Annotated in this window: 30 protein-coding genes; 20 read left to right on the forward strand and 10 right to left on the reverse strand. The window is 65.4% G+C overall.

The features are described 5' to 3' along the window. Positions 1-49: 49 nt before the first annotated feature. Entirely contained in the window at positions 50-784 is a 735-nt protein-coding gene (locus GM676_RS17825) for an alpha/beta fold hydrolase (RefSeq protein WP_155465111.1), read from the forward strand. Here the strand turns inward: GM676_RS17825 and GM676_RS17830 are convergent. The 3 genes from GM676_RS17830 to GM676_RS17840 are packed head-to-tail and all read right to left on the reverse strand — an operon-like array spanning position 762 to position 2,831. Next, on the reverse strand, positions 762-2,102 hold the full coding sequence (locus tag GM676_RS17830; protein WP_155465113.1) for a YncE family protein: 1,341 nt from the start codon (positions 2,100-2,102) through the stop codon (positions 762-764). The two genes, GM676_RS17825 and GM676_RS17830, sit on opposite strands and share 23 nt — an antisense overlap. After that, on the reverse strand, positions 2,099-2,500 hold the full coding sequence (locus GM676_RS17835) for a DUF305 domain-containing protein (RefSeq protein ID WP_371866280.1): 402 nt from the start codon (positions 2,498-2,500) through the stop codon (positions 2,099-2,101). The genes GM676_RS17830 and GM676_RS17835 overlap by 4 nt, the downstream gene beginning before the upstream one ends. 4 nt (positions 2,501-2,504) lie before the next feature. Next, positions 2,505-2,831, reverse strand: coding sequence for a CzcE family metal-binding protein (locus tag GM676_RS17840; RefSeq protein ID WP_170304316.1), 327 nt, complete (start codon positions 2,829-2,831; stop codon positions 2,505-2,507). A 127-nt stretch (positions 2,832-2,958) separates the two neighbouring features. On the opposite strand from GM676_RS17840, the gene GM676_RS17845 reads away from it, so the two are divergent. The 6 genes from GM676_RS17845 to GM676_RS32305 all read left to right on the forward strand — a co-directional run bounded on the left by GM676_RS17845 (position 2,959) and on the right by GM676_RS32305 (position 8,189). After that, positions 2,959-3,630 carry a heavy metal response regulator transcription factor gene (locus GM676_RS17845; RefSeq protein ID WP_155465117.1) on the forward strand — a complete coding sequence of 224 codons (672 nt, stop codon included), beginning with the start codon at positions 2,959-2,961 and terminating at the stop codon, positions 3,628-3,630. Further along, positions 3,627-5,006, forward strand: coding sequence for a heavy metal sensor histidine kinase (locus tag GM676_RS17850; RefSeq protein WP_371866281.1), 1,380 nt, complete (start codon positions 3,627-3,629; stop codon positions 5,004-5,006). Before GM676_RS17845 ends, GM676_RS17850 begins: the two co-directional genes overlap by 4 nt. Before the next feature lie 75 nt (positions 5,007-5,081). After that, entirely contained in the window at positions 5,082-5,537 is a 456-nt protein-coding gene (locus tag GM676_RS17855; protein WP_155465119.1) for a VOC family protein, read from the forward strand. Positions 5,538-5,547: 10 nt separating this feature from the next. Then, a complete protein-coding gene (locus tag GM676_RS17860) occupies positions 5,548-5,961 on the forward strand; it encodes a YciI family protein (protein WP_155465121.1) in 414 nt (137 codons plus the stop codon). A 37-nt stretch (positions 5,962-5,998) separates the two neighbouring features. Then, the gene (locus GM676_RS17865; protein WP_155465123.1) at positions 5,999-6,811 is read left to right on the forward strand and encodes a YciI family protein; all 813 of its coding nucleotides are present in this window, start codon (positions 5,999-6,001) and stop codon (positions 6,809-6,811) included. 31 nt (positions 6,812-6,842) lie between these two features. After that, the gene (locus GM676_RS32305) at positions 6,843-8,189 is read left to right on the forward strand and encodes an RNA polymerase sigma factor (RefSeq protein ID WP_229262751.1); all 1,347 of its coding nucleotides are present in this window, start codon (positions 6,843-6,845) and stop codon (positions 8,187-8,189) included. On the opposite strand, the gene msrC is transcribed toward GM676_RS32305, so the two are convergent. Further along, the gene (msrC, locus tag GM676_RS17880) at positions 8,186-8,692 is read right to left on the reverse strand and encodes a free L-methionine (R)-S-oxide reductase MsrC (RefSeq protein ID WP_155465125.1); all 507 of its coding nucleotides are present in this window, start codon (positions 8,690-8,692) and stop codon (positions 8,186-8,188) included. The two genes, GM676_RS32305 and msrC, sit on opposite strands and share 4 nt — an antisense overlap. Before the next feature lie 115 nt (positions 8,693-8,807). On the opposite strand from msrC, the gene GM676_RS17885 reads away from it, so the two are divergent. The 11 genes from GM676_RS17885 to GM676_RS17935 all read left to right on the forward strand — a co-directional run bounded on the left by GM676_RS17885 (position 8,808) and on the right by GM676_RS17935 (position 19,958). After that, positions 8,808-8,990 carry a hypothetical protein gene (locus GM676_RS17885; RefSeq protein ID WP_155465127.1) on the forward strand — a complete coding sequence of 61 codons (183 nt, stop codon included), beginning with the start codon at positions 8,808-8,810 and terminating at the stop codon, positions 8,988-8,990. Positions 8,991-9,062: 72 nt separating this feature from the next. Beyond that, positions 9,063-10,235, forward strand: coding sequence for a ligase-associated DNA damage response exonuclease (locus GM676_RS17890; protein ID WP_155465129.1), 1,173 nt, complete (start codon positions 9,063-9,065; stop codon positions 10,233-10,235). Beyond that, on the forward strand, positions 10,228-11,847 hold the full coding sequence (locus GM676_RS17895) for an ATP-dependent DNA ligase (RefSeq protein WP_155465131.1): 1,620 nt from the start codon (positions 10,228-10,230) through the stop codon (positions 11,845-11,847). The genes GM676_RS17890 and GM676_RS17895 overlap by 8 nt, the downstream gene beginning before the upstream one ends. After that, on the forward strand, positions 11,844-14,276 hold the full coding sequence (locus GM676_RS17900) for a ligase-associated DNA damage response DEXH box helicase (protein ID WP_155465133.1): 2,433 nt from the start codon (positions 11,844-11,846) through the stop codon (positions 14,274-14,276). The genes GM676_RS17895 and GM676_RS17900 overlap by 4 nt, the downstream gene beginning before the upstream one ends. Next, positions 14,273-14,914 (forward strand): ligase-associated DNA damage response endonuclease PdeM, encoded by a 642-nt coding sequence (gene pdeM / locus GM676_RS17905; RefSeq protein ID WP_155465135.1) that lies wholly within the window; start codon positions 14,273-14,275, stop codon positions 14,912-14,914. The genes GM676_RS17900 and pdeM overlap by 4 nt, the downstream gene beginning before the upstream one ends. 106 nt (positions 14,915-15,020) lie before the next feature. After that, positions 15,021-15,410, forward strand: coding sequence for a KGG domain-containing protein (locus GM676_RS17910; protein ID WP_155465137.1), 390 nt, complete (start codon positions 15,021-15,023; stop codon positions 15,408-15,410). Positions 15,411-15,524: 114 nt separating this feature from the next. Then, positions 15,525-16,196: a PepSY-associated TM helix domain-containing protein gene (locus tag GM676_RS17915; protein ID WP_155465139.1), complete on the forward strand. Its 672-nt coding sequence runs from the start codon at positions 15,525-15,527 to the stop codon at positions 16,194-16,196. Positions 16,197-16,214: 18 nt separating this feature from the next. Beyond that, complete coding sequence (locus tag GM676_RS17920; RefSeq protein WP_155465141.1) at positions 16,215-16,724, forward strand: DUF2271 domain-containing protein; 510 nt, start codon at positions 16,215-16,217, stop codon at positions 16,722-16,724. Between the two features lie 15 nt (positions 16,725-16,739). Then, a complete protein-coding gene (locus tag GM676_RS17925) occupies positions 16,740-17,579 on the forward strand; it encodes a DUF4198 domain-containing protein (RefSeq protein ID WP_155465143.1) in 840 nt (279 codons plus the stop codon). A gap of 7 nt (positions 17,580-17,586) precedes the next feature. Then, positions 17,587-18,597 carry an FAD:protein FMN transferase gene (locus tag GM676_RS17930; protein WP_155465145.1) on the forward strand — a complete coding sequence of 337 codons (1,011 nt, stop codon included), beginning with the start codon at positions 17,587-17,589 and terminating at the stop codon, positions 18,595-18,597. Then, a complete protein-coding gene (locus tag GM676_RS17935) occupies positions 18,594-19,958 on the forward strand; it encodes a sulfite reductase subunit alpha (protein ID WP_155465147.1) in 1,365 nt (454 codons plus the stop codon). The genes GM676_RS17930 and GM676_RS17935 overlap by 4 nt, the downstream gene beginning before the upstream one ends. A gap of 96 nt (positions 19,959-20,054) precedes the next feature. Here the strand turns inward: GM676_RS17935 and GM676_RS17940 are convergent, their stop codons facing one another. The 6 genes from GM676_RS17940 to GM676_RS17965 form a co-directional block, all read right to left on the reverse strand. Next, on the reverse strand, positions 20,055-21,350 hold the full coding sequence (locus GM676_RS17940; protein ID WP_155465149.1) for a DUF2325 domain-containing protein: 1,296 nt from the start codon (positions 21,348-21,350) through the stop codon (positions 20,055-20,057). Positions 21,351-21,363: 13 nt separating this feature from the next. Continuing rightward, positions 21,364-21,696, reverse strand: coding sequence for a hypothetical protein (locus GM676_RS17945; RefSeq protein WP_155465151.1), 333 nt, complete (start codon positions 21,694-21,696; stop codon positions 21,364-21,366). Positions 21,697-21,792: 96 nt separating this feature from the next. After that, positions 21,793-21,993, reverse strand: a complete 201-nt coding sequence (gene hemP / locus GM676_RS17950; protein WP_155465153.1) for a hemin uptake protein HemP — start codon at positions 21,991-21,993, stop codon at positions 21,793-21,795. Positions 21,994-22,161: 168 nt separating this feature from the next. Next, complete coding sequence (locus tag GM676_RS17955) at positions 22,162-22,953, reverse strand: Crp/Fnr family transcriptional regulator (RefSeq protein WP_155465168.1); 792 nt, start codon at positions 22,951-22,953, stop codon at positions 22,162-22,164. Between the two features lie 204 nt (positions 22,954-23,157). Further along, positions 23,158-23,802 carry a response regulator gene (locus GM676_RS17960; RefSeq protein WP_090176109.1) on the reverse strand — a complete coding sequence of 215 codons (645 nt, stop codon included), beginning with the start codon at positions 23,800-23,802 and terminating at the stop codon, positions 23,158-23,160. Positions 23,803-23,872: 70 nt separating this feature from the next. Continuing rightward, complete coding sequence (locus GM676_RS17965) at positions 23,873-24,340, reverse strand: universal stress protein (protein ID WP_155465155.1); 468 nt, start codon at positions 24,338-24,340, stop codon at positions 23,873-23,875. 268 nt (positions 24,341-24,608) lie between these two features. Between GM676_RS17965 and GM676_RS17970 the strand changes: the two genes are divergently transcribed. Further along, a complete protein-coding gene (locus tag GM676_RS17970) occupies positions 24,609-25,439 on the forward strand; it encodes a protein phosphatase CheZ (RefSeq protein WP_155465157.1) in 831 nt (276 codons plus the stop codon). Further along, positions 25,439-25,884 (forward strand): Hpt domain-containing protein (locus GM676_RS17975; RefSeq protein ID WP_211923252.1); only part of this gene is annotated, 446 nt, incomplete at its 3' end. The genes GM676_RS17970 and GM676_RS17975, both read left to right, overlap by 1 nt.

Raw genomic sequence — 25,884 nt, forward strand, 5'->3', positions numbered from 1 at the left:
GCGGGCGGTTTCTATACTGGGTCCACCCTCAACCCACAAGGAAATCAACATGAAAAAGCTGTTACTTGCCGGCGCCTTTGCCGCCCTGTTTTCCGGCGCCGCTTCGGCCTCGGTCGACAATATCGTATTAGTACATGGAGCGTATGCCGACGGCTCCTGCTGGAATGAAGTGATCGCACTTCTCCAAAAGGAGGGGAAGCATGTGACGTCGGTGCAGAATCCATTGACCTCGCTGGCGGATGACGCCGAGGCCACGCGCCGCGTGCTGGCCTTGCAGGACGGGCCGACGGTGCTGGTGGGCCATTCGTGGGCCGGCACCGTGATCAGCGAAACGGGCGGCGATCCGAAAGTGAAGGCGCTGGTGTACGTGGCGGCGCGCGCGCCGGATGCCGGCGAGGACTACGGCGCACTGGCCGCGACCTTCCCGGCGCCGCCAGCCAGCAAAGGGCTGGTCAGGAGCCCGGACGGCTTCGCGCAACTGAGCGAAGAAGCCTTTGTGCGCGACTTCGCCGGCGATCTCGATCCGGCCCGCGCGCGGGTGCTGTATGCCGGTCAGGGGCGCATTTCGCAAACCCTGTTCAGCGGCCGCACCACGCAGGCCGCCTGGAAGCTCAAGCCGACATACTACGCGGTGTCGGCCAATGACCGCACCACCTCGCCGGATCTGGAGCGCTTCCTCGCCAGGCGCATGGGCGCCAGGACCATCGAGCTGCCATCCAGCCACCTCTCGATGATCTCGCACGCCCGCGAGATTGCCGATCTTATTCTGGAAGCTGCGAAGTAAGCACGGCGGCGCCGCCGCTTTCCTTCACCGTGATCGCGCCCGCCGCCTGCCCGGGGCCGATCATGGTGCCATTGGCCATGCCCATCGCGTTGGTGCGGAAACTGCCCACCGGCGCCGCATGGCTGCCCGCGTACACGTCGTACACCGTATCCGGCTTCAGTTTGTACAGGAAGGCCTCGATAGCCTCCACCACGCCCAGGCTGCGCAGTACCACGAAGCCTTTTCCTTCCTTGCCGAGCGGCTTGAGCTGCACGTTGCGCGAATCCTGATTCACGCGCGGCACCAGGTTGGAGCGGTCGTCAGCCGACGGCGCCACGTTGGACAGGTAGACCAGTGCCTGCGGCGCCTGGCCGCCGCCCATGGTGGCGACGATCTTGTTGGTGGCGGTGTCGATCACCTGTACGCCGTCGCCGTTTTCCAGTCCGACGTAGACGCGGGTATTGTCGTCCGAAGTCCAGGCGCCATGCGGCAGGGCGCCGGTGGCGATGGTGGCCAGCAGCTTCGCTTCCTTGCCGGTGCTGTACACCTTGACCGCGTTCTCGCCGCCGACCGTGACGTAGGCGCGCACCTCGCCGCCCACCCTGGCGAACGCCAGGTGATTGGTGATGAAGCCGGTGTCGATCACGCCGGTGACTTCCAGCGTGGAGGTGCTGATGCGCGTGACCTTGCCGACATCCTTGTGCGTCATCCAGATTTCGCTGTAGTCCGGGGTAAATTGCAGGAAGGGCGAGAACGGACTGACCACGTCGATGCGCTTGATGATGGTGTGCGAGGCGACCTCGATGATGTCCACCGTCGGCGTGAAGCTGGAGACGGCAAACGCCAGCTTGCCGTTCGGGTGGAACTGCACCATGCCGGGACCGAGGTCGGTCTGGATGCGGCGCGTTTCCTTGAACGTGACCGGGTCGATCACGGAAATATAGTCCTCGCCGCGCACCACCACCCAGACCTCCTTGCCGTCGGCGGTGAAGAAGCCTTCATGCGGCGATCGGCCGATGTAGGTCTTGCCTTTGACCTTGTTGGTGGCGGTGTCGATAAAGGTCACCGAGTTGGAGCCGTTGGAAATGACGATCAGTGTCTTGTGGTCGGGCGAGAAACCCAGGCCATGGACATTGGTCTCGCCGCGATACAGCGGCGACAGCACGTCCGGCCGCGCGTTACCGAGCTTGATCTGGCCGAGCAGGGTGTTGGTGGCCGGACTGAAGACCGAAACGGTGTTGGTGTTCTGATCCGCCGTGTAGACGCGGTCCAGCGGCGAAGGGGCGGCGAAAGCCTGGGCGCACAGCAGCGCGCCGGCGGCGAGGGCGAGGGATTTCATTGTTTGGCTTCCTTGTGGTGTTGCAGCCAGGCCTGCATGACTTTGATCTCGATCTGCTGCTCGGCGATGATGCCAAGCGCCAGATTGCGGATTTCCGGGTCCTGGGTGGAAAGCAGCACGGCTTTTGCCATATCGACGGCGCCCTGGTGATGCGGCATCATCATGGTGACGAAGTCGTGATCGGGATTGCCGTTCATGGGCGCCTGGCGCATGCCGGCATCCATCACGTTCATGGCGTCGTCCATCAGGGCGCTGAATGGCTTGGCGCTGCTGGCGACGAAGGTGGGCGGTGTGGCGGGCGGGGAGTCCGCGCCGCCGTGATGGTGGTGTTCCTGCGCGTGCGCGCCTGCCGCGATCAGCGGCAGGACAGCGAGGCAGGCTGCGATGGCGGCCCGCACCGGATTAGCCCCGGTACAGCGGGTTGCTGGCGACGTACACCGTGATCATGCCGGTATCAATGCCTTCCGGGGCGATTTTCGACAGGCTGAAAGATTCTTCGCTGTGCAGCGTGTCAAAATGCCAGGTGAAGGATTTGCCGCCGACGTCGAAGGTGACGGTGTCGCCGTTGTTGACGTTGACCCACTTGGTGTCGGCCTTGATGGTGACGTGGCGGTCGGCGGTGGCGGCCGGTGTGGCCGTGCCGAATTCAGGATGGGGGTTGACCGATGCGTGGGCGGCGCCGGCGGCCAGGGTTGCGGCGATGATGGTGATGCGCAGTGCTTTGAACATGGTGCTTCCTTTCGTTGTGGAGTGAAGATGTGGCCAGTCTAAGCAACGGGCGCTGACAGGAAGATGACGCCCAAATGACAGATTTGTAATCCCGGCGGCACGGTGAAAGGCCGACAATGAACACACCATGAAAATACTGATTGTTGAAGACGAACCGAAAGCAGGCGACTATCTGGTCAAGGGCCTGAACGAATCCGGCTATGTGGCGGACCTGGCGCGCAATGGCGTCGATGGCCTGGCGCTGGCGCAGGAACACGACTATGACCTGATCGTGCTGGACGTGATGCTGCCGCAGATGGACGGCTGGACCGTGCTGGCGCGTCTGCGCGAGCGCAAGGAAACGCCGGTGCTGTTCCTCACCGCGCGCGACGACGTGGCCGACCGCGTGAAAGGACTGGAGCTGGGCGCTGACGATTACCTGGTCAAGCCGTTCGCCTTCGCCGAGCTGCTGGCGCGCGTCAAGACCCTGCTGCGGCGCGGGCCGGTGCGCGAGGCCGACATCCTCCGCGTGGCCGACCTGGAGATCGACGTGTTGCGCCGGCGCGTCACGCGCGGTGCCAACCGCATCGACCTCACCGCCAAGGAGTTCGCGCTGTTGCACCTGCTGGCCAAGCGCCAGGGCGAGGTGCTGTCGCGCACCCAGATCGCCTCCATGGTGTGGGACATGAACTTCGATTCCGACACCAATGTGGTGGACGTGGCGATCCGCCGCCTGCGCGCCAAGGTGGACGATCCCTATCCTGTGAAACTGGTGCAGACCGTGCGCGGCATGGGCTATCTGCTTGAGGCGCGGGCGTGAGCCGTCCGCTGTCGCTGACGCTGCGCGTGGCCCTGCTGCTGGCGGCGGTGAGCGTGGCCAGCTTCGTGGCGGTCGGCGCCTACCTGTATCACGCGTTGCAACGGCAGATGAGCAGCCGCGACGATGTCGAGCTGATCGTCAAGGCCGATCAGGTGCGCCACCTGATCGCCGGCATGCCGTCGGCCGACGCGGTGCGCCAGGAAGCGCATGCGTTGAAGGATACGTTGTATGGCCATAACGATTTCATGCTGCGGGTGAACGCCGCCGATGGCAAGCCGCTGCTGCAAACCTCGGTGACCTCGCGGCCGTTGCCGCAGGTGGACAGCGTGCCGGCCCAGCGTGCGCTGACGCTGGACGACATCCACGACTGGCAGCCGGCCAGCGGCATCGGCCGCATGGTGCGCGCCGCCGGCCAGGCCGGCGCCGATCCGGTGCAGGTCACGCTGGCGCGCGAGCGCTCCGACCGGCTGCGCGTGTTGCGTGTCTACGCCGGCGACCTGCTGCTGGCGCTGGGCTGCGGCGCGCTGCTGGCGACCTTGTTGGGCTATGCCATCGTCCACCGCAGCATGCGGCAATTGCGTTCGGTGGTGGCCAAGGCCAATGACATCAGCACCAGCCGCATGAACAGCCGGCTGTCGGTGCAGGATGCGCCGGTCGAGCTGCGTGAGCTGGGCTCGGCCTTCAACGCCATGCTGAACCGGTTGGAGGATGGTGTGCAGCGGCTGTCCGGCTTTGCCGCCGATCTGGCGCACGACATGCGTACCCCGCTCAACACCCTGATGATGGAGACCCAGGTGGCGCTGTCGCGCGCCCGCCCGGTGGAGGAATACCAGTCGCTGCTGGCGTCCAACCTGGAGGAATACGAACGGTTGTCGCGCATGATCGACAACACCTTGTTCCTGGCCCGGGTCGACAACGCCCAGCTGGCGCTGCAACGCGAGCCGCTGGACCTGCCGGCCGAGCTGCAACGCATCCACGATTATTTCGAATTCCTGGCCGATGACGCGGGCGTGCGCCTGAGCGTGCAAGCCGAGCCGCTGCGGGCCAGCATCGACCCGGTGCTGTTACAGCGCGCCGTCAGCAACCTGATGGCCAATGCGCTTGCGCATACGCCGGCCGGTGGCACGGTGGCGCTGTCGGCCCGGCAGGTGGAGGAGGGCGTCGAGATCGCCGTGGCCAACAGCGGCCCCGGCATCGAGCGCGCCCACCTGCCGCATATTTTCGACCGCTATTACCGGGCCGACCAGGCCCGTTCGGCCGGCGCCGGGCTCGGCCTGTCCATCGTTCGCGCCATCATGGAGTTGCATGGAGGGAATATCTCGGTGGCCAGCCACGCCGGTCTGACGACTTTTTCGCTCCTGTTTAAAAAAATCTGAAAAACCGTGTCGATTTCTGAGGTGCCGCTTCGTCGTAGGTATAAAGTTACCTGTTCAACCACCAAGGAGACCATCATGGATAACACCCTGCACACCGTCACCCCGCATCTGGTATGCGAAGGCGCGGCCGACGCCATCGAGTTCTACAAAAAGGCGTTCAACGCGGTCGAAATCATGCGCATGCCGGGCGAAAACGGCCGCCTGATGCACGCCGCCATCAAGATCGGCGATTCCACCATCATGCTGGCGGACGACTTCCCGCAATATGGCGGTTTCGGGCCGAAGGCGCTCAAGGGCAGCCCGGTCACGCTGCACCTGAACTCGCCGGACGTGGACGCGGCCTTCCAGCAGGCGGTGGACGCCGGCGCCAGCGTGCGCATGCCGCCGGCCGATATGTTCTGGGGCGACCGCTACGGCCAGGTGACCGATCCGTTCGGCCATCACTGGTCGATCGCCACCCACATCAAGGACATGACGCCGGAAGAGATGATGGCCGCCATGAAACAGCAAATGCCCGGCGATTGCCAATAAGGAGAACCCCATGCGATTCATGATCATCGTGAAAGCCACCGCCGATTCGGAAGCGGGCAAGATGCCGAGCACGGAATTGCTGACGGCCATGGGCAAGTTCAACGAGGAACTGGTCAACGCCGGCGTGCTGCTGGCCGGCGAAGGCCTGCATCCGAGTTCCAGGGGCGCGCGCATCCGCTACGACGGCGCCAGCCGTACGGTGATCGACGGCCCGTTTTCCGAGACCAAGGAGCTGATCGCCGGTTTCTGGCTGATCCAGGTGAAATCGAAGGAAGAGGCCATCGAGTGGATGAAGCGTTGTCCCAATCCCTTCGACGGCCCGTCCGAGATCGAAATCCGCCAGGTGTTCGAAATGAGCGATTTCGGCGAGGCGGCCACTCCGGAGCTGGTGGCGCAGGAAGAGTCCTTGCGCGCCCGCTTGTGATACCTTATCGGCTAGGTCTAGTCTGGAGCACGATGTAATGGAATTCATGGTACTGCGCCGCGCCAATCAGAGCACGGAACGAGGCATACAACCACCGGCGCTGGAGCCGGGCACCTTCCTGCGCCCCAGCGCGCAGGCGGTGCGGCTGCTGCGCCGCGACGGCGAATGGAGCGAGCAGCACGGCCCGTTCCCGCCCAAGGAGATGATCGCCGGCTTCGTGCTGCTGGAGGCGGAATCGCGCGAGGACATCATCGAGCAGGTGCGCTGGTGGCCCTTGTTCGACAGCGGCGCGGTGTATGAAATCCGCGACGCCGGCTGCCCCGGCAACTGCGTCGGCTTCGACGAGCGCGGCACGGCGGCCGGCACCATCCCGCAGCGCAAGGAGGAGCTCACGCGCTACGTGATTTTCCTGCGCTCGGACGCCGACACCGAATCGGACGCGGTGCCGCCGCCGGAAGTGATCGATGTCATGAACGCCGCCAATGAAAGCGGTGTGCGGCAAGGCGTGCTGCTGGCCGGCGAAGGCTTGAAGGGCACGGCCAGCGCGGCGCGCGTGCATTACGCCAATTCGAAAACCAGCGTGGTGGACGGCCCGTTCACCGAGGTCAAGGAGCTGATCGCCGGCTACTGGATGCTGCAAGCGGCCACGCTGGAAGACGCCATCGCCTGGGCCAAGGCTTATCCTTATCCGCAGCCGGGTGATCTGACGCTGGAGGTGCGCGAGGCGTGCGAGCGCGTCTCGCACACCGAGTTCACGCCGGAGATGGTGGCGGCCGAGGCGCGCATGCGCGCGGAACTGCTGGAGGCGGGCTTGCGCAACGCGTTCAGCAAAGCGGCCCGTGGCGGCTGACGTCCACAAAATCGTCGAGGCGGTGTGGCGGATGGAATCCGCCAGGATCATCGCCGTGCTGGCGCGCATGCTGCGCGACGTGGGGCAGGCCGAGGAGTTGGCGCAGGACGCGCTGGTGCAGGCGCTGGAGCGCTGGCCACAGAGCGGCGTCCCCGAGCAACCGGCCGCCTGGCTGACCGCCGTTGCCAAGAACCGCGCGCTCGATGCCTTGCGCCATCGCCAGATGCATGCCGAGAAAGAAGCGGCCATCAGCTACGAGATCGACAAGCAGTTGCAGGACGCCGCGCCCGATCTGGAGGCGGAGGTGGCCAATGCGCTGGAAAACGATATTGGCGACGATCTGCTGCGGCTGGTGTTTGTGGCCTGCCATCCGGTGCTGCCGACCGATGGCCGCGTGGCGCTGACGCTGCGCATGCTGGGCGGCTTGAGTACGGATGAGATCGCCCGCGCTTTCCTGGTCCCCGAGAAAACGGTGGCGCAGCGCATCGTGCGCGCCAAGCGCACGCTGGCCGAAGCCAGGGTGCCGTTCGAGGCGCCGCGCGCGCACGAGCTGGGCGAGCGGCTGGCGTCGGTGCTGCAAGTGATCTATCTGATTTACAACGAGGGTTATTCCGCCAGCGCCGGTGCGGACTGGATGCGTCCGGCGTTGTGCGAGGAGGCGCTGCGGCTGGGCCGCATCCTGGCCGGGCTGCAACCGGACGAGCCGGAAGTGCACGGGCTGGTGGCGCTGATGGAAATCCAGTCCTCGCGCGCCCGCGCCCGCCTCGGGCCGAAGGGCGAACCCATCCTGCTGCTGGAACAGGACCGCACGCGCTGGGACCAGCTGCTGATACGGCGCGGCCTGGCCGCGCTGGCGCGCGCCGAACAAACCGCGCTAGCGCCCGCGCCAGCCACCGCCGCCGCCGCTCGCGCTGCCACGGTGTCTGCGGCCGCACCGGGTGCGCCACACGTCGCGCAGACGAGCGCTGCGCCGCCGTCCACCCCGCCGGGCAGCACGCGCGGTCTCGGGCCGTATGGATTGCAAGCCGCGATCGCTGCCTGCCACGCGCGCGCGCGTCGCGCCGAAGACACCGACTGGCAGCGCATCGCCGCACTGTATGACGCGCTGGCGCAGTTGTCGCCATCGCCGATTGTGGAATTGAATCGCGCCGTGGCGTTGTCGATGGCCTACGGGCCGCAGGCGGGGCTGGAAGTGGTGGATGGCTTGCTGGCGGCGCCGGCCTTGAAGAACTACCATTTGCTGCCCAGCGTGCGCGGCGATCTGCTCGCCAAGCTGGGCCGCCACGACGAGGCGCGCATCGAATTCGGGCGCGCCGCCGAACTCACGCAAAACGAGCGCGAACGCCAGCTGCTGCTGGCGCGCGCCCAATCGCATTAAGCCAGGGTTGCTTCCAGCACCTTGACCAGCGATTCGATGCCCTCGGCGTCGGTCTGGTCGAAGCGGTTCGGCAGCGGGCTGTCGAGGTCAAACACGCCAACGATGGCGCCATCCGGGCCGCGCACCGGCACCACCAGCTCCGAACGCGAATTGACGTCGCAGGCGATGTGGCCGGGGAAGGCGTGCACGTCCGGCACGACGATGGATTTGCCTTCCACCACGGTGGTGCCGCAGACGCCGCGGCCTTTCTTGATGCGGATGCAGGCCGGCTTGCCCTGGAACGGGCCCAGCACGAGTTCATCGCCCTTGAGGAAATAAAAGCCGGCCCAGTTCAGGCCCGGCATGCTGTTGAACACCAGCGAGCTGAAATTGGCGGTGTTGGCGATCAGGTCGGTTTCGCCATGGACCAGACCTTGCAGCTGCGGCCGCAGGTCGTTGTACATGGCGTTTTTGGCATCGGCGCTGTCGGTGCCGTAGGTGGTGTCGCTGAGGGTGAAAGTCATGATCGGAATGCGGTTAAAAAAACAGGGCTATATCCTACCCTATTTGTAGGCAGTATCTGATAGCGCAAGTGCCCTGGACGCGCTACGCTGTTTTGAAAACCCAGGGGGAGACACTATGCCAACCAGAAAAAAGACCGCCAGCCAGACGCGTCAGAAAAAACCTAAGGCGGTGGTCCCGCTGCCGCCTGGCACGTTCGATATCGAGGCCCTGCTGATGATCGGCGAGGAGCGGGTGGTCATCGATCATGAGGAAAATGACAATGTTGACTTCATGGCGGAACTGATCGACGCCATGTAGCTCGGTGCGTTGACTGACAGACAATCGCACTGTGCGGCGGCATAATGGGGCATCCTCGACTGAAAGCCGCTTATGTCCGCAGATATGGTGATCGTCCGCCGGGAAGGCTTGTATTGCGTCCCCGGCCAGTTTTACATCGACCCGTGGCGGCCGGTCGAGCGCGCTGTTATCACGCATGCCCATGGCGATCACGCGCGGGGCGGCCATCAGCATTATCTGGCGGCTGCGGCTGGCGTGAATGTGTTGAAGTCGCGGCTGGGGCCGGTCAATATCACCGGGCTGGCGTATGGCGAGCGGGTGGTGCACAACGGTGTCACGGTGTCGCTGCATCCGGCTGGCCACGTGCTGGGCTCGGCGCAGGTGCGGATGGAGTATCGCGGCGAGGTGTGGGTGGCGTCGGGCGATTACAAGGTGGAGCCGGATCGCACTTGCACACCGTTCGAGCCGGTGCGCTGCGATACTTTCATCACCGAGTCGACCTTTGGCTTGCCGATTTACCGCTGGCAGCCGCAGCAGGAAATCTTCGATGACATCAATGCCTGGTGGGCGGCCAATGCGGCGCAGGGGCGCAGCAGCGTGCTGCTGGGCTATAGCTTTGGCAAGGCGCAGCGCATACTCAGCGGACTGGATGCGGGGATCGGGCCGATTATTTGTCATGGCGCGGTGCAGAATCTGAATCAGGTGTACCGGGACGAGGGCGTGTGGTTGCCGCCCAGCGTGATGGTGGGCGAGGTGGCGAAAAGCGAGGCGGGCAGGGCGATCGTGCTGGCGCCGCCGTCTGCGGCGGGTTCGCCGTGGATCAAGCGTTTTGGCGATTTCAGCGACGGTTTTGCCAGCGGCTGGATGCAGCTGCGGGGCGCGCGCCGGCGGCGTGGCGTGGATCGGGGCTTTGTGCTGTCCGACCATGCGGATTGGCCGGGCTTGTTGTCCGCGATTGCCGCCACCGGCGCGCAGCGCGTGATCGTCACGCATGGATCGATAGCGGTGCTGGTGCGCTGGCTGCAACAGCAAGGCCTGCAAGCCAGCGGCTTCGATACCGAGTACGGCGACGACGAGGCGGAAGACGCCCCGGCCGAGCGCGCCGCCGCCGCGCCAGCCGCCCACGCCGCACCGCCGCTTGTAGCCGCCGACATGCCGCCCCCCGCCACGCCGCCCGCCGCCCCTCACATGGCGCCCGCCGCACGCACCGCGCCGCCGACCACCGCGCCGCCCGCCGACGAGGGCGAGGAGGATCGCCATGCGTGACTTCGCCCGCCTGTACGCCGAACTGGATGAGACTACCTCCACGACGCGCAAGCTGGCGGCGTTGCAGACTTATTTCACGACTGCCGCGCCGCAAGACGCCGCCTGGGCGGTCTATTTCCTCGCCGGCGGCAAGCCGCGCCAGGCCGTGCCGACCAAGCTGCTGCGCCAGTACGCGATGGAATACGCCAATCTCGATGAATGGCTGTTCGACGAATGCTACAACGCCGTCGGCGACCTGGCCGAAACCATCGCCCACATCCTGCCACCGCCCCAGCACCCCAGCGAAATCGGCCTGGCTGACTGGATCGAACTCGGCATCGCTCCCTTGCGCGGCGCCGCCCCGGAAGCCGTGCGCGCCGCCTTGTTCACCTACTGGGACCAGCTCGACACCCGCGAACGCTTCCTGCTCACCAAACTGATCGGCGGTGGCTTCCGCGTCGGCGTCTCGCGCCTGCTGGTGACGCGCGCACTGAGCGCCATCGCCGGCCTCGACGGCAAGCTGATCGCCCAACGTCTGATGGGCTGGACCGATGGCAGCATCAGTCCGACCGCCGCCGGCTTCCTGCAACTGATCGCCGCCCACATACCGCAGGAGCAGGCCCAGCGCGGCGGCCAGCCCTATCCCTTCTTCCTGGCCCACCAGCTGGAACGCGACCCCGCCACCTTGGGCGATCTCGACCATTGGCAAGCGGAATGGAAATACGACGGCATGCGCGCCCAACTGGTCCGGCGCGAAGGCAAAAACTGGCTATGGTCGCGCGGCGAGGAACTGATCACCGAACGCTTCCCCGAACTGGCCGTGCTGCGTCTGCCGGACGGCGTGGTGCTGGACGGCGAAATCCTGATCTGGCACGGCGGCGCCGCGCCCGCGCCGTTCGCCGACCTGCAAAAACGCATGGGCCGCAAACAAGTCTCGGCCCGCCTGCTGGGCGAATTCCCCGCCGTGATGGTGGCCTACGACCTGCTGGAACTGGACGGCCGCGACCTGCGCGACTTGCCGCAGGCGGAGCGCCGCATGTTGCTGGAACAACTGATCAACAGCCTGCAAGGCGCGCCGCAACTGCGCCTGTCGCCGCTGATCGAGGCCGACAGCTGGGAACAACTGGCGCAGATCCGCAACGAATCGCGCGAACGCGGCGTGGAAGGCATGATGCTGAAAGCCGTCGATGCCCGCTACGGCGTCGGCCGCACCAAAAGCGTGGGCACATGGTGGAAGTGGAAGATCGATCCCTACAGCGTGGACGCGGTGCTGATCTACGCCCAGGCCGGCCACGGCCGCCGCGCCTCACTGTACACCGACTATACCTTTGCCGTGTGGGACGAGGAACGCAAGCTGGTGCCGTTCGCCAAGGCCTATTCCGGGCTGACCGATGCGGAAATCGCCCAGGTCGACCAGGCCATCCGCAAGACTACCATCGAAAAATTCGGCCCGGTGCGTAGCGTCACGCCCAGCATGGTGTTTGAGATCGGCTTCGAAGGTATCGCCAGCTCGCCGCGCCACAAGTCCGGCGTGGCGGTGCGCTTTCCGCGCATCCTGCGCCGGCGCGAGGACAAATCGATCGAGGAAGCGGATACGCTGGCCTCGCTGAAAAACCTGCTGGCCGCACCATGAAAGCCAACGACTGGTTTGCGGAGCGCGGCTGGACCGTCTTCCCCTTCCAGCGCGCCGTGTGGGAGGCGGCGGCCGCTGGCCGCTCGGGCCTGTTGCACGCCACCACCGGCGCGGGCAAGACGTACGCCGTGTGGTTCGCCGCCTTGCAGCGCGTGGCAGCCCTGCGCGGCGCCGGCGGGCGTGCGCCCACCGGCCTGCGCGTGCTGTGGATCACGCCGATGCGCGCGCTGGCCGCCGACACCCTGCGCGCCTTGCAGGAAGCCGCGCCCGACTGGCAAGTCGAAGCCCGCACCGGCGACACCAGCTCGGCCCAGCGCGCGCGCCAGAACAAGCGCCTGCCAGACGCCCTCATCACCACACCGGAGAGCCTGACGCTGCTGCTCAGCCATCCCGATGCGGCCGAACGCTTCCGGCATCTGGCCATGATCATCATCGACGAATGGCACGAGCTGATGGGCAACAAGCGCGGCGTGCAGACCCAGCTGGCGCTGGCGCGCTTGCGGCGCTGGAATCCGGCGCTGCTGGTGTGGGGCTTGTCGGCCACGCTGGGCAATCTGGAACGCGCGCGCGATGTGCTGGCGCCGGGTGGGGTGATCGTGGAAGGCCACGTCGCCAAGCAGATCATGATCGATACGCTGATTCCCGAGCATCCTTCGCGGTTCCCGTGGGGCGGCCACCTCGGCGTGCAGATGCTGTTGCCGGTGATCGCGGAAATCGACCGGCACGACACCACGCTGGTGTTCACCAACACGCGCTCGCAGGCGGAGCTGTGGTATCAGCATCTGCTGGATGCGCGGCCGGATTGGGCCGGGTTGATCGCGCTGCATCACGGTTCGCTGGACAAGGAAGTGCGCGAATGGGTGGAGCAGGGCCTCAAGCTGGGCCAGCTGAAAGCGGTGGTGTGCACCTCCAGCCTCGATCTTGGCGTCGACTTCCTGCCGGTCGAGCGTGTGCTGCAAATCGGCAGCGCCAAAGGCATCGCGCGGCTGCTGCAACGGGCCGGCCGCAGCGGCCACGCGCCGGGCCGCGTGTCGCGCCTGACGCTGGTGCCGACGCAAAGCCTGGAGTTGCTGGAAGCGGCCGGCGCCATTCAAGCCGTGGCCGCGCGCGACATCGAGGCGCGGCCGGTGCCGGACAAGCCGCTGGATGTGCTGGTGCAGCATCTGGTGACGATGGCGCTGGGCGGCGGCTTCCGCTCGGACGAGATGCTGGCGGAGGTGCGCGGCGCCTGGTCCTACCGCCACCTCAGCGGCGACGAATGGCAATGGGCGCTGGATTTCGTCGCGCGCGGCGGGCAAACGCTGGTGGCCTATCCCGAGTACCGGCGCGTGCTGCCGGACGAGGCGGGCGTCTACCGCGTGCCGGATGCGGCACTGGGGCGGCGGCACCGCATGGGCATCGGCACCATCGTCTCCGATTCGTCCTTGCAAGTGAAGTACGTCAGCGGCGGGCGGCTGGGCAGCGTGGAGGAATCGTTCATCGCGCGGCTGCGCAAGGGCGATCATTTCCTGTTTGCCGGCCGCATCCTGGAATTCGTGCGGCTGCACGAGATGACGGCCTACGTGCGCCGCGCCACCGGTGCGCGCGGGGCGGTGCCGCGCTGGCAGGGCGGGCGCATGCCGATGTCGTCGGAACTGGCGCATGCGGCGCTGGCGCAGTTGCGGCTGGCCGAGCGCGGCCGCTACGACGGTCCGGAAATGCAGGCGCTCAAGCCGCTGCTGGAAATACAGCAGCGCTGGTCGTCGCTGCCGACCGATGACGTCACCGTCATTGAAACCATGCACAGCAGGGAAGGGCGGCATCTGTTCATGTTTCCCTTTGCCGGCCGCTCGGTGCACGTCGGGCTGGCGGCGCTGCTGGCCTACCGCGTGGGACGCATGACGCCGGTGACGTTTTCCATCGCCATCAACGATTACGGCCTGGAACTACTGTGCGCGCAGGAGCTGGACTGGACCGGCCTGTTGAACAAGGCGCACGGCGCCGAGGTGGACTTGTTCAGCACCGATCATCTGCTGGAAGACGTGCTGGCCAGCCTGAACGCCAGCGAGATGTCGCAGCGGCGCTTCCGTGAAATCGCCCGCATCGCCGGGCTGGTATTCCAGGGCTATCCGGGACAGGGCAAAAGTGCGCGTCAGTTACAGGCTTCCTCCTCGTTGTTCTTTGCCGTATTCAGCAAGCACGACGCTGGCAACCTGCTGCTGACGCAGGCACAGCGCGAAGTGTTGGAACAAGAGCTGGAACTGGGCCGCCTGCGCGCCACGCTGCTGGAATTGCAGGCGCGCCGCGTGGCCTTCCACGCGATCAAGCGCGCCACGCCATTCGGCTTTGCGTTGATGGTGGAGCGTTTCCGCGAAAAACTCAGCACCGAAAAACTGTCGGACCGCGTGGCCCGCCTGGTGCGCGAACTGGAAAAGGCGGCCGGACCATGAAACTGACGCTCGCTGGCGAGGAACTCCTGCTGCTGCCGCAGAAAGCCGTCTACTGGCCGCGCGAGCAGATGCTGGTGGTGGCCGATATCCACTTCGGCAAGGCCGCCTCGTTCCGCGCGCTGGGCGTACCGGTCCCGGCCGGCACCACCAGCGCCAACCTGCTGGCGCTGGATGGCTTGCTGGCGGAGCATGCCGTGTGCCATATCCTGTTCCTTGGCGACTTCCTGCACGCGAAGGCGGCCCACGCGCCGGCCACGCTGGCCGCCATGCAGGCATGGCGCGAGCGGCATGCCGAGCTGCGCCTGACGCTGGTGCGCGGCAACCACGACGCCCATGCCGGCGATCCGCCCGCGCGGCTGCGGATCGGCATGGTGGACGAGCCTTATTCGCTGGGGCCGTTCGCCTTCTGCCATCATCCCGACGTGCTGACCTCAGCCTGTGTGCTGGCGGGCCACGTGCATCCGGTGTACCGCCTGCGCGCCGGCTGGGACTCCTTGCTGCTGCCATGCTTCCTGATGTCGCCGCAGCGGCTGGTGCTGCCCTCGTTCGGCGCCTTCACCGGCGGCCATCCGGTGCGGCCCGAGCCGGGCGAACGCGTGTTCGTCACCAGCGGCGAGACGGTGCTGGAAGTCCCCTGATAGTGCCAGCGGAATCTTCCTACATCGTATGCTGGGCGTGTCCTACATCGTGTGCATGGGCCGTGAACTAGCATGACTGCTCCTTTCAACACTTCAGGAGACCATCATGGCAACCAATGACAAGGGCAGCAAACAGGAAGGCAAATCCGGCAGCAAGCAAAGCGGCGACACCAGCAAACGCGGCTTCGCTTCCATGGACCCGGAGCAGCAGCGCGAAATCGCCGCTGAAGGCGGCCGTGCCGCGCACGAGAAAGGCACGGCGCACGAGTTCACCTCGGAAGAGGCACGCCGCGCCGGCGCCATGAGCCACAAGAACGATCCGGGGCGCAGCAGCCAGAGCGCCTCGTCGGGCAGCAGCTCGCGCAGCAGCGCCGGCAACAAAGGCAGCGCCAACGAGGATGAAGAGGATGAGGACGATAGCGACGCAGGCGAAAGCCGTGGCGGCCGTGGTTCGGGCTCCGGCTCGGGCTCCGGCTCGGGCCGCTCCAAGTCCTGACCGGGTTGGTTGAACCTGAAACCGCAGGCGGCGTGCCTGCGGTTTTTTTTCGCCTGCTTTACATAACAGATACACAAGTTGGATTGACTCATCAAATGATAATCATTATCATTTATGTTTTTAAGCCAAGGAAACTCCGTGAGCGTACCAAGCGCCAGCTCCGCCCGCAATGCCAGCCGCGCCGTCTGGCTGAAGCAATTGCACCAGTGGCACTGGATCAGCTCGGCCATGTGTCTGGTGGGAATGTTCCTGTTCGCGATTACCGGCATCACCCTGAACCACGCCTCGCAGATCGAGGCCAGGCCCACCATCGTGCGCCAGCAGGCGCAGGCGCCCGCGCCGCTGGTGGCCGAACTGCGCGCCTACGCCGAGCGGCATGACGGCGCCAAGGAACCGCTGCCGGCCAAGGCCGAGGCGTGGCTGGCCGACACCTTCAAGATCCAGCCGGGCGGGCGCGCGGCCGAATGGTCGGCCGATGAAGTCTACCTGCCCATGCCCAAGGCCGGCGGTGATGCCTGGGTGCGCATCGGCCTGGAAGACGGCGCCACCGAATTCGAGAATACCGACCGCGGCTGGATCTCCTGGCTGAACGACGTCCACAAAGGCCGCAACACCGGCGCGGCGTGGAACTGGTTCATCGACATCTTTGCCGTGGCCTGCCTGGTGTTCTGCATCACCGGCCTGCTGATCCTGAAATTCCACGCGGCCAACCGGCCCTTCACCTGGCCGATGGTGGGCCTGGGTGTGCTGATTCCCGTAGTTATTGCACTGCTGTTTATTCACTAATCTCACGACAGGACCTCCATGAAATTACGCTACTCCATCGCGCTCAGTCTGCCACTGGCCAGCGCTTCGGCCATGGCCGCCGATCTGGCCCTCAAACTCGACGTGCCGCAGCTGAACGTGGCTGAATACCATCGTCCTTATATCGCCGCATGGGTGGAGAACGCCGACCAGAAAGTGGTGGCCAACATCGCCGTGCTGTACGACACCAAGAAAAAGGACAATGCCGGCACCAAGTGGCTGAAGGACATGCGTCAATGGTGGCGCAAGAGCGGCCGCGAGCTGACCATGCCGATGGATGGCGTGTCGGGCGCAACCAAAGCGCCGGGCGAGCTGACCCTGAACGCGCCGAAAGGCGCGCTGGACAAGCTGCCGGCCGGCCAGTACACCGTGCTGGTGGAAGCGGCGCGCGAAGCCGGCGGCCGCGAAGTGGTGAAGGTGCCGCTGGCGTGGCCGCCGAAGTCGGCCGCCAACGCCACCGGCCAGGGCAAGGAAGAACTGGGCGCCGTTGTTGTACAAGTCAAACCATAAGCCAGGGGCCGGGACATGAAACTGCAAAAATCGTTGATCGCGCTGGCGCTGGCCGGCATGTCGCTGGTGTCGCTCAGTGCCCACGCGCACAAGCCATGGATCTTGCCATCGTCGAGCCAAGTGGAAGCCGGCCGTGACGGCAACGCCTGGGTGACCGTGGACGCCGCCATTTCCGAAGGCCTGTTCGATATCGACCACCAGCCGCTCAAGCTGGACGGCATCGACATCACCGGCCCGGACGGCGCCAGGCTGACGCCGGAGAACGTCGGCAACGGCAAGCTGCGCAACACCTTCGATCTGAAGCTGGTGAAGACCGGCACCTACAAGATCGCGCTGGTGTCGCAAAGCGTGTTCGGCAGCTACAAGGACAAGGAAGGCAACGTCAAGCGCTTCCGCGGCACCGAGGAATCGCTGGCCAAGGATGTGCCGGCCGATGCGACCGAGGTGAAGCTGTCGCGCACCGATAGCCGCCTGGAGACCTTCGTCACCAACGGCGACGCCAGCAAGGAAGTGCTGAAGACCACCGGCAAAGGCCTGGAACTGGTGCCGGTCACCCATCCGACCGAACTGCGCGCGGGCGAGAAAGCCACCTTCCGCTTCCTGCTGGACGGCAAGCCAGCCGCCAACCAGGGCGTGAGCCTGATTCCGGGCGGCGTGAAGTATCGCGGCACGCTGGGCGAAATCCGCAAGACCACCGACGCCAACGGCGAGCTGACTTTCGTGCTGCCGGCCGCCGGCGCCTACATGGTCAGCAGCAGCTGGCCGGCCGCCGCGCCGCAGGTGCCGGGCCAGCCGCCACAGATGCCGCCACGCCGCGCGACCTACGCGGCGGTGCTGGAAATCCTGCCGGAATAAGGCTGGCATGCGCCGGGTACTCCTGCCTCACGATATCTCGGACGACCCGGCGCCAGCGGGCGGCGTGATCCGCGACTACGCTGGCCGCAGCATGGGCACCAGCTGGTCGGTGCGGCTGGTGGCCGCGCCGGATGCCGCTTGCGATCATCTGCAAAACGGCCTGCAACAGCAGCTCGATGCCATCGTGGCCGAGATGAGCCACTGGGAAGCCGAGTCCGATCTGGGCCGCTTCAACCGCGCGGCGCCGGATAGCTGGCAGGTGCTGCCGCCGGCCTTCTTCGATGTGCTTTCCTACGCCATGGAGGTGGCGCGCGCCTCCAGCGGCGCCTACGATCCGTGTGCCGGCTCGCTGGTCAACCTGTGGGGCTTCGGGCCTTACGGGCGTTTTGACCAGCCGGATTTTATAGCGCCGTCGCCGGACGAAATCGTGGTGGCGCGCGCCCAGTTGGCGGCGCGGCCGCTGCGGCTGGAGCGCCATGGCCGGCGCGCCTTGCAGCCGGGCGGCGTGCAGCTGGATTTGTCGGCGGTGGCCAAGGGCTACAGCGTGGACCGGCTGTCCTACTACCTGAAGACGCAGGGTTTCGCGCATCATCTGGTGGAAGTGGGCGGCGAGCTGCGCGGCACTGGACTCAAGCCGGACCGGCAGCCATGGTGGGTGATGCTGGAGCAGGTCACCGACGCCGGGATGGACGAGCTGGTGCTGGCCTTGCACGGCCTGTCCGTCGCCACCTCGGGCGACTACCGCCGCTATTTTGAGCTGAACGGCAAGCGCTACTCGCACACCATCGACCCGCGCAGCGGCATGCCGATCGCCAACGACCTGGCCTCGGTGACCGTGGTGCACCCGCAGTGCATGGCGGCCGATGCCTGGTCGACCGCGCTGACCGTGCTGGGCAGCCGCGACGGCCTGCAACTGGCCGAGCAGCAAGGGCTGGCCGCGCGTTTCGTCGTGCGCGAGGCGGACGGCAGCTTCACCGAATACCTGAGTACCCACTTACGCAACATGCTCGACGAATGATCTGGACCGACGACCCCACCCGATGGATGCTGGTGGCAGGCATGGGCGCGGCTTACGCGCTGGTGTGCCTGGCGCCTTACCTGCGCGTGCGCCGCAAGCGTCTGGCGGCCGAGCGCGCCAAGGCGGAAGCGGCGGCGTCGCCGGGCTGGATCGTCGCGTATGCCAGCCAGACCGGCAACGCCGAGGAACTGGCGCGGCAGACCGTCGCCACCTTGAAGCTGGCCGGCATTCCGGCGCGGCTGGCGGAATTGTCCGAGCTGGGCGCGCGGGATTTGCAGGATGCCGAGCGCATCCTGTTTTTAGTCAGCACTTACGGCGAGGGCGATGCGCCGGATGCGGCGGCGGCGTTTGCCGGCCGCCTGATGGCGACATCGCTGCCGCTGCCGCGGCTGCATTACGCGGTGCTGGCGCTGGGCGACAGCGCGTATGCGCAGTTCTGCGGCTTCGGCCGCGCGCTGGATCAGTGGCTGCAAGCGCAAGGGGCGCAGAGCCTGTTCGCGCGGGTGGAAGTGAATCGCAGTTCGGACCAGGCGATAGCGCAATGGCGCCAGCAACTGAGCCATCTGGCCGGCACCAGCGACGCCCCGGACTGGAGCGCGCCATCGTTTGAGGAATGGCGCTTGAGCGAGCGTGTGCAGCTGAATGTGGGCAGCGCGGGCGAACCGATTTATCACCTCGAGCTGGAGCCCGTGGGCGGCGTGTTGCCGGAGTGGCAGTCGGGCGATCTGGTGCAGATTGCCGCGCCGGCCGATCCATCGCGTGCGCGCGAGTATTCGATTGCCTCGATCCCGGCCGATGGGCGCGTGCATCTGCTGGTGCGTCTGCATACCCATGACGATGGCAGCCATGGCGCGGCATCGGGCTGGCTGACGCAGCAGGCCGCGCTGGGCGCCGGCGTGCAGCTGCGTCTGCGCCAGCACAAGCGCTTCCGGCTGGAGGGGAACGCCGACCGTCCGCTGATCTTGATCGGCAACGGCAGCGGCATCGCCGGCTTGCGCGGCCATCTGAAAGCGCGGGCACTGGCGGGGCAGGGCCGCAACTGGCTGCTGTTCGGCGAGCGCAACGCGGCCCACGACTACCACTACCGCGCCGAGCTGGACGGCTGGCAGCGCGATGGCATGCTGGAAAAACTGGACATGGTCTTCTCGCGCGACCAGGCCGAGCGCCGCTACGTGCAAGATCGCCTGGCCGAGCAAGCGGCAGCCGTGCGCGAGTGGATAGCCCAAGGCGCGGCGATCTACATCTGCGGCAGCCTGGAAGGGATGGCGGGCGGCGTCGATGCGGCGCTGGCATCGGTCTTGGGCCGCGAAGTCCTCGACGACCTCGCCGCCACCGGCCGCTACCGCCGCGACGTCTACTAAACCCGGGGTCAGTTCTTGCATTACGACACGAGCTCAGCCTTGGTCGGGGCAGGGCTGAGCCCGTGTCGTAATGCAAGAACTGACCCCGGTTATGGGTTATTCGGCGCTGGCTTGTTCCAGGCCGCGGGCGAGGCTGGAGATGCTGGGGTTGTCGATGAAGACGCAGCGTTTGCCGTTGCGCTTGCAGTAGTCTTTTACCCGCCAGTACGCGCTGTGGCTGATGCAGCCGGTCTGGCAGATCACCAGGTCCGCCGCCGCCAGGCTTGCTTCGAGACGGTTGGCGTTGTCCTCCAGCCCGCCATCATGGTGCGCGAATTGCGCCCCTTCACGTTCGATCAGTTCGCGATAGCTGGCGACGTTGCCGTTGCGCCCGCCCACGCATAGCACGGAGCGCTCGTTCAGGCGCAGCGGCATTTTCATCACGTGTTCCACCACCTGGCGCGCGGTTTCCTGCACGGGCGCCGCCGGCTGTTCGGCGGCGCGCGCCAGTTCCAGCTTCAGTTCGTTGATCTGGTTGCGCATGGCGCGTTCGCGCTCTTCCATCTGGCCCAGACGTTCGGCCAGCCTGGCGCGCGATTCCAGGCCCGGGATCGATTCGCGCAGCTGTTCCAGCTCGATCTTCAGCGAGTCGATCATGCTGTCCTTGCCGACCACCTGCGCGCGCAGTTGCATCAGCTGGGCGGCGTGTTTTTCGGACTCGGCGCTTTTCTCGGCCATCAGGGCGTTGGCGCGCTGCTGCGCCTTGTTCAGGTCGTGCAGCAGGCGCTTGTTTTCCTCCAGCGTGGCGTGGAATTTGTGGATGTCGGCGCGCACGCAGGCGCCGGCCTGGTGCTGCACCATGTGCAGGTCGCGGCACATTTGTTCTTCCAGCTCCGGCGTGCAGCGTGGATGCGTCAGCCCGGCCCAGAAGGCGCCGGCCACGTCGCCGTTGTTGACGGCGGCGCGCCACAGTGCGGCCACTTGCCCGGTACTCTTGGCGTTGCGAAAGCGCAGCAGCACGCCGGCGTAGCGACGCTCCAGTTCTTTTTGCAGCGCTTCCGACAGGCGGTTGCGCGTCGCGCATTCGGTGACGGCGCCGACGTGCACCTCGTAATCGTCGGCCACCACGGTGCCATTGGTGGCTTTGTCGACCAGTTTGCGCAGCACGCCCAGCGGAAAGCCGACCCCCACCAGCGGACAGTGGCAGGCGTGGCCCAGCTCCCACAACCGGCGGCGGCGCGAGGCCTGCGCTTCCGGTTCTTTCGCCAGCACGTGCATGACGTTGTTGATGACGGGCTTGATGACTTGCTGCCGCTCCGTCTGCTCGGGCGCGCGCGTCGCGCCTGCCGGACCGGCCACTTGCGGCATGGCGGCGGCGATGATGGCCGCCAGCGGGTCGTGTTTCTCGCACATGTCGCTCAGCCCCTTATGCCACCGACGGCGCGGTACGCGCACGCGCCATGATGCGGGACAGGAAGTTGGTTTTTTCCTGCTCGTGCAGATTGCGTTCCACCTCGCTGGCCCACTGCTCGGAAAGCTGCTGGCAGGTCGCGCTCAGCACCGGTCCCAGATCGGGCAGGCCGGCCAGCGCTTTCAGGTGACGCTCGATCACCGAGGCCAGCTTGACGCAGCCGCCGGCCGCTTCGCTGCCGGCCGTGTAGTGCGACATCAGATGCAGCACGGCGGACAACATCAGTTCGGGATTGTGGCCGCCATGCGATGGGGCGAGGAAGATCGGGTTGCTATGTTCGATGGCCATCAGACGCTCCTGGTGTGGATGGAGAGTGTGGCTGGCGGCAGGGCTGGCTACTCGGAGGGGAGAGCAGGCGCGCGGCGGCGCGCCTTTAACGCACGGTTAAGCGGTGAGAATCAGTTTATTGAGTTGTGTGATGCGCAGGCGATATACGCGGCCGCCGTGTTCGATTTCCAACTCGCGGCCGCCGTCCATCAGGCTGGCGCTGCTGATGCGCTTGACCGGCTTGGCGGCTGGCGCGGTCTGCGTGGCGATGGGGTGGGCGGCGATGGCTGGCGGCATGGCGGGGGTGGTCGTAATCATCGTCTGGTTCTCCATAAATAAGAATGATTCGTATTTGCATTCATTATTGTGGAAGCCGGGACGGAATGCAAGCCTTTTTCAGTTATAAATTCATTAAAAAAACGGCCCGGTCGGAAACCGGGCCCAAGGCTGGGTAATACGGGAGGTAATACTGAGACGCTACAAGTGCTACAAAGCCGCCAGCAACTGGCCCGACGGTACGGTGGCGCCGCTCTTGCTGCGAGAGGCGGGTCTGCCGCGCGTCCGCGAAGGCGGCAGCCGGCGCAAGGTTTTCAGGGCTTCCACATCCTTGATGCCGATGGTGCGCTGGTCGACGCTGATCATGCCGATCTCGTTGAAGGCCGACAGCGTGCGGCTCACGGTTTCCAGCGTCAGCCCCAGGTAGCTGCCGATTTCATGGCGCGTCATGCGCAGGTTGAACAGCTTGCTGGAATAGCCCATTTGCGCGAAGCGGTCGGACAGCGCCACCAGAAAGCGCGCCACGCGGGCCTCGGCGCTCAGCGCGCCCAGCATGCCGATCATGGCTTGCTCGCGCACCAGTTCGCGGCTCATCACGCCGTACATCATGCTTTCCAGTTCCAGGTGCACGCGCCCCAGCGCGGTCAGCTTCTTGAAGGGCAGCAGGATCAGGTCGCAATCCGACAGCGCCACCGCCTCCGAGGAGTAGTGGCGGGTGTGGATGCCGTCCACGCCCAGCATATCGCCCTTCATCGGGAAGCTCAGCACTTGCTCGTTGCCGTATTCGTCGATCAGCACGGTTTTCAAAAAGCCCGAATTGACGATGTAGAGGGTGTCGAAGGGCTGGCCGATGGTGTGGATGCGCTGGCCGGTCTTGAATTGCACGTGCTGGAACAGCAATTCCTCGTTGGCGAACGAACTGGCCGCAGGAATATGCAGCAGATCGCAGACCTCCTTGAGGTTCGACCAGAGCCGCCCCTGACGCTGGCGGCCGGCTTCCATCGACGACGCTTGCAGTGTCGTCGTGGCCGGACGAATTTCAGACGTTTGCGTAGACAGCATGGTTATCTCTCCTGTGGTCTAGGTGCTGTGCGGTATGGTTTCAGTATGCCAACACAGGGGGAGATAGATATCAGCAACGGCTGAATGTGGACGTAGGAGTCACACCAACAAATGTAGGAGTCCTCCTACGCCCGAGCTTGCCTGTCAGGTCTTGAACGGCGACAGCAGGCGATGCGCCACGGCGTACTGCACCATCTCCGACAGCGAGCTCATGCCCATCTTTTGCATGATGCGGGTCTTGTGGGTGCTGACGGTTTTCACGCTCAGGTGCAGGCTGTTGGCGATCTCGGTGATGGAGCGGCCGGCCACCAGCAGCGAGAACACCTCGAACTCGCGGTCCGACAGCTGTTTATGCAGCAGCGATTCGTGCGGCATCATGATGTTGAGCGCCAGCTGCTCGGCCACCTCGGTGGAAATATAGGGACGGCCGGAGGCGACCTTGCGGATCGCCCCCACCAGCTGGGTGCCGGCGCTTTCCTTGGTCAGATAGCCCTGGGCGCCGGCGCGGATGGCGCGCACCGCGTACTGCTCCTCCTCGTGCATGGTGAGGATCAGGATGGCCAGCTTGGGCGCCTCGGCCTTGATCTGGCGGATCAGGTCGACCCCGCTGCGGCCGGGCATGGAGAGGTCCAGCAGCAGCAGGTCGAACCCGCCTTGGCGCACGTGGCCCAGCACCTCGAAGCCATCGATGGCCTCGCCCACGATGTCAATGTCCGGCGCGCCGTCGAGGATGCGCTTGAGGCCTTCGCGCATGATGGTGTGATCATCCGCAATAACAATACGAATCATAAGGATAAGTGATTAATGGTAAATGTTGTTGCGATTGAATTAACCTTATGATCTTACTACAAAAGCCGGGCTATTTGCTACCGGGTTCCTTGATCAGGCGGTGCACCAGCACCGGGATTTTGGAGTGCTGCAACACCTTGTTGGTGACGCTGCCCAGCAGCAGCTGGCCCCAGCCGCTGCGCCCGTGCGAGCCCATGAAGATCAGGTCGCAGCCCTGTTGTTGCGCCACGTCGACGATCTTGGTGGCCGCGCTCTCGTGGAAGGCGGTCAGGGCTTCGCAGCGCACGCCGCGTTTGGCGCAGGAGTCGGCCACGTCCTGGGTGTGCTCGTGGCCGGCGCGCCGCATGGCGGCGCGGTATTCGTCCTCGCTCGGGTAGCTGGGCGGGATGATCTCCACGTAGATCGGGTACTGGTACTCGGGCGCCACGAACAGCACCAGCACCTCGGCGCCCAGCTGCTCGGCGAACTGCACGCCGGCGCAGGCGGTCTTGCTGGAGACGGCCGAGCCGTCGGTGGTGATCAGGATTTTGCGGTACATGATGGACCTCCTTTCTGAATCAGCTCACAGCTTCATTGTAGTCGCGATTTACATTATTGATACTATGGAAAGACTTGATCTTTATCAAAGAAAAGTGATTTATCCTGTACAGCACGGTGTGGGCTTTTATGCTTCTAACAGCTTTTTTTTGCACTAAAGCACTACTTTTGTGTCACGCGGCTTACTCCGTTGTTCTATCCGATGTTAGTATCTCCAAATACAGCTAGTTTAGGGCAGCAAATTTACCAAATATGGAGAAGCAGGGATTATGACTAACGCCGCTGACGATTTCGACGCATTATTTGAAGAAGTGTCTGCTCAGAGCAAATCCGCAGCGCCCGCTCCAGCACCCGCACCTGCGCCGGCCGCTGCCGCGGAAGATGATCTGGAAAGTCTGTTTGAAGAAGTCGCCGCCGCCCGACCGCCGGATGTGGTCGCCGCCGCCGAACCCGCGCCCGCCGCCGCCCCCGCCGCCGCCGAGAGCGCGGACGGCGACGCCGCCAAGGATGTGATGTTTGAACGCCTCGGCGGCATCGTGCGCCTGCTGCACGATTCGCTGCGCGAACTGGGCTACGACAAGGCGCTGACCGAGGCCGCCACCCAGATCAGCGACGCCCAGGACCGCCTCGAATACGTCGCCTCGCTCACCGAGCAGGCCGCCAACAAGGTGCTCAACACGCTGGACGAGGGCATGCCGGAACAGGACGTGCTGTCCAAGCAATCGAAGGACATGGAAAACCGCTGGGCCGATCTGTTCGCCGGCAAGCTGAGCCTGGAGCAGTTCAAGCAACTGGCCGGCGACTCGCAGAAGTTCGCCGTGGCCGTGTCGGCCGCCACCGAGGCCGAGAAAGCCCGCCTGCTGGACATCATGATGGCGCAGGACTTCCAGGACATCACCGGTCAGCTGATCAAGAAAGTGGTGCACATCACCAAGACCGTGGAGCAGGAGCTGGCGCAGCTGCTGAAAGACAACGCGCCGCCTGGCGTCAAGGAAAAAATCGCACAGAAAGAAGTGTCCCTGATGTCGGGCCCATCGGCGCCGACCGTGGCCCTGAGCCAGGACAGTGTTGACGACCTGCTTGCCGATCTGGGGTTCTAATGGACGATATGCTGAAGGATTTCGTCGTTGAGGCGATGGATCTGGCGGTCAACGTGGAAGAGCACTTGCTGCGCCTCGAACGTGACCCGGACAATAAAGAGACGCTGAATGCGGTGTTTCGTTCCTTCCACACCATCAAGGGCGGCGCTGGTTTCATGGGCCTGCCTGCGCTGGTGGCGGCCTGCCACCTGACCGAAAACCTGTTCGACGCCCTGCGCACCGGCGCCGCGCCGGTGACGCCGCTGTCGATCGAGGCGGCCTTGCAGGCCTCGGGCTTCGTGGCCGACCAGCTGGCCGAACTGAACGACGGCGCCGAGCCAGGCAGCCTGCCAGCCCTGCCGGGCGACCTGGAGCAGCTGCTCAACGACGCCATCGCCGGCAAGGCCGATTCCGCGCCGGCCAAGCCGGCCGCCGCCGCGCCGGCGCCAGCACCGGCCCCGGCGCC

This window comes from Duganella radicis (assembly GCF_009720825.1).
Taxonomy (GTDB): Bacteria; Pseudomonadota; Gammaproteobacteria; order Burkholderiales; family Burkholderiaceae_D; genus Rugamonas; species Rugamonas radicis.

Excerpts from the sequence above, each read along its gene's own strand:
- GM676_RS17885 (WP_155465127.1), top strand. The coding sequence starts at position 8,808 with ATGCCAACCAGAAAAAAGACCGCCAGCCAGACGCGTCAGAAAAAACCT.
- GM676_RS17960 (WP_090176109.1), bottom strand. The coding sequence starts at position 23,802 with ATGATTCGTATTGTTATTGCGGATGATCACACCATCATGCGCGAAGGC.
- GM676_RS17910 (WP_155465137.1), top strand. The coding sequence starts at position 15,021 with ATGGCAACCAATGACAAGGGCAGCAAACAGGAAGGCAAATCCGGCAGC.
- GM676_RS17970 (WP_155465157.1), top strand. The coding sequence starts at position 24,609 with ATGACTAACGCCGCTGACGATTTCGACGCATTATTTGAAGAAGTGTCT.
- GM676_RS17955 (WP_155465168.1), bottom strand. The coding sequence starts at position 22,953 with ATGGAAGCCGGCCGCCAGCGTCAGGGGCGGCTCTGGTCGAACCTCAAG.
- GM676_RS17865 (WP_155465123.1), top strand. The coding sequence starts at position 5,999 with ATGGAATTCATGGTACTGCGCCGCGCCAATCAGAGCACGGAACGAGGC.
- GM676_RS17940 (WP_155465149.1), bottom strand. The coding sequence starts at position 21,350 with ATGTGCGAGAAACACGACCCGCTGGCGGCCATCATCGCCGCCGCCATG.
- GM676_RS17935 (WP_155465147.1), top strand. The coding sequence starts at position 18,594 with ATGATCTGGACCGACGACCCCACCCGATGGATGCTGGTGGCAGGCATG.
- GM676_RS17895 (WP_155465131.1), top strand. The coding sequence starts at position 10,228 with ATGCGTGACTTCGCCCGCCTGTACGCCGAACTGGATGAGACTACCTCC.
- GM676_RS17930 (WP_155465145.1), top strand. The coding sequence starts at position 17,587 with ATGCGCCGGGTACTCCTGCCTCACGATATCTCGGACGACCCGGCGCCA.
- GM676_RS32305 (WP_229262751.1), top strand. The coding sequence starts at position 6,843 with ATGGAATCCGCCAGGATCATCGCCGTGCTGGCGCGCATGCTGCGCGAC.
- GM676_RS17840 (WP_170304316.1), bottom strand. The coding sequence starts at position 2,831 with ATGTTCAAAGCACTGCGCATCACCATCATCGCCGCAACCCTGGCCGCC.
- GM676_RS17890 (WP_155465129.1), top strand. The coding sequence starts at position 9,063 with ATGTCCGCAGATATGGTGATCGTCCGCCGGGAAGGCTTGTATTGCGTC.
- GM676_RS17855 (WP_155465119.1), top strand. The coding sequence starts at position 5,082 with ATGGATAACACCCTGCACACCGTCACCCCGCATCTGGTATGCGAAGGC.
- pdeM (WP_155465135.1), top strand. The coding sequence starts at position 14,273 with ATGAAACTGACGCTCGCTGGCGAGGAACTCCTGCTGCTGCCGCAGAAA.
- GM676_RS17945 (WP_155465151.1), bottom strand. The coding sequence starts at position 21,696 with ATGGCCATCGAACATAGCAACCCGATCTTCCTCGCCCCATCGCATGGC.
- GM676_RS17825 (WP_155465111.1), top strand. The coding sequence starts at position 50 with ATGAAAAAGCTGTTACTTGCCGGCGCCTTTGCCGCCCTGTTTTCCGGC.
- GM676_RS17920 (WP_155465141.1), top strand. The coding sequence starts at position 16,215 with ATGAAATTACGCTACTCCATCGCGCTCAGTCTGCCACTGGCCAGCGCT.
- msrC (WP_155465125.1), bottom strand. The coding sequence starts at position 8,692 with ATGACTTTCACCCTCAGCGACACCACCTACGGCACCGACAGCGCCGAT.
- GM676_RS17900 (WP_155465133.1), top strand. The coding sequence starts at position 11,844 with ATGAAAGCCAACGACTGGTTTGCGGAGCGCGGCTGGACCGTCTTCCCC.
- GM676_RS17830 (WP_155465113.1), bottom strand. The coding sequence starts at position 2,102 with ATGAAATCCCTCGCCCTCGCCGCCGGCGCGCTGCTGTGCGCCCAGGCT.
- GM676_RS17845 (WP_155465117.1), top strand. The coding sequence starts at position 2,959 with ATGAAAATACTGATTGTTGAAGACGAACCGAAAGCAGGCGACTATCTG.
- GM676_RS17860 (WP_155465121.1), top strand. The coding sequence starts at position 5,548 with ATGCGATTCATGATCATCGTGAAAGCCACCGCCGATTCGGAAGCGGGC.
- hemP (WP_155465153.1), bottom strand. The coding sequence starts at position 21,993 with ATGATTACGACCACCCCCGCCATGCCGCCAGCCATCGCCGCCCACCCC.
- GM676_RS17965 (WP_155465155.1), bottom strand. The coding sequence starts at position 24,340 with ATGTACCGCAAAATCCTGATCACCACCGACGGCTCGGCCGTCTCCAGC.
- GM676_RS17925 (WP_155465143.1), top strand. The coding sequence starts at position 16,740 with ATGAAACTGCAAAAATCGTTGATCGCGCTGGCGCTGGCCGGCATGTCG.
- GM676_RS17915 (WP_155465139.1), top strand. The coding sequence starts at position 15,525 with ATGTTTTTAAGCCAAGGAAACTCCGTGAGCGTACCAAGCGCCAGCTCC.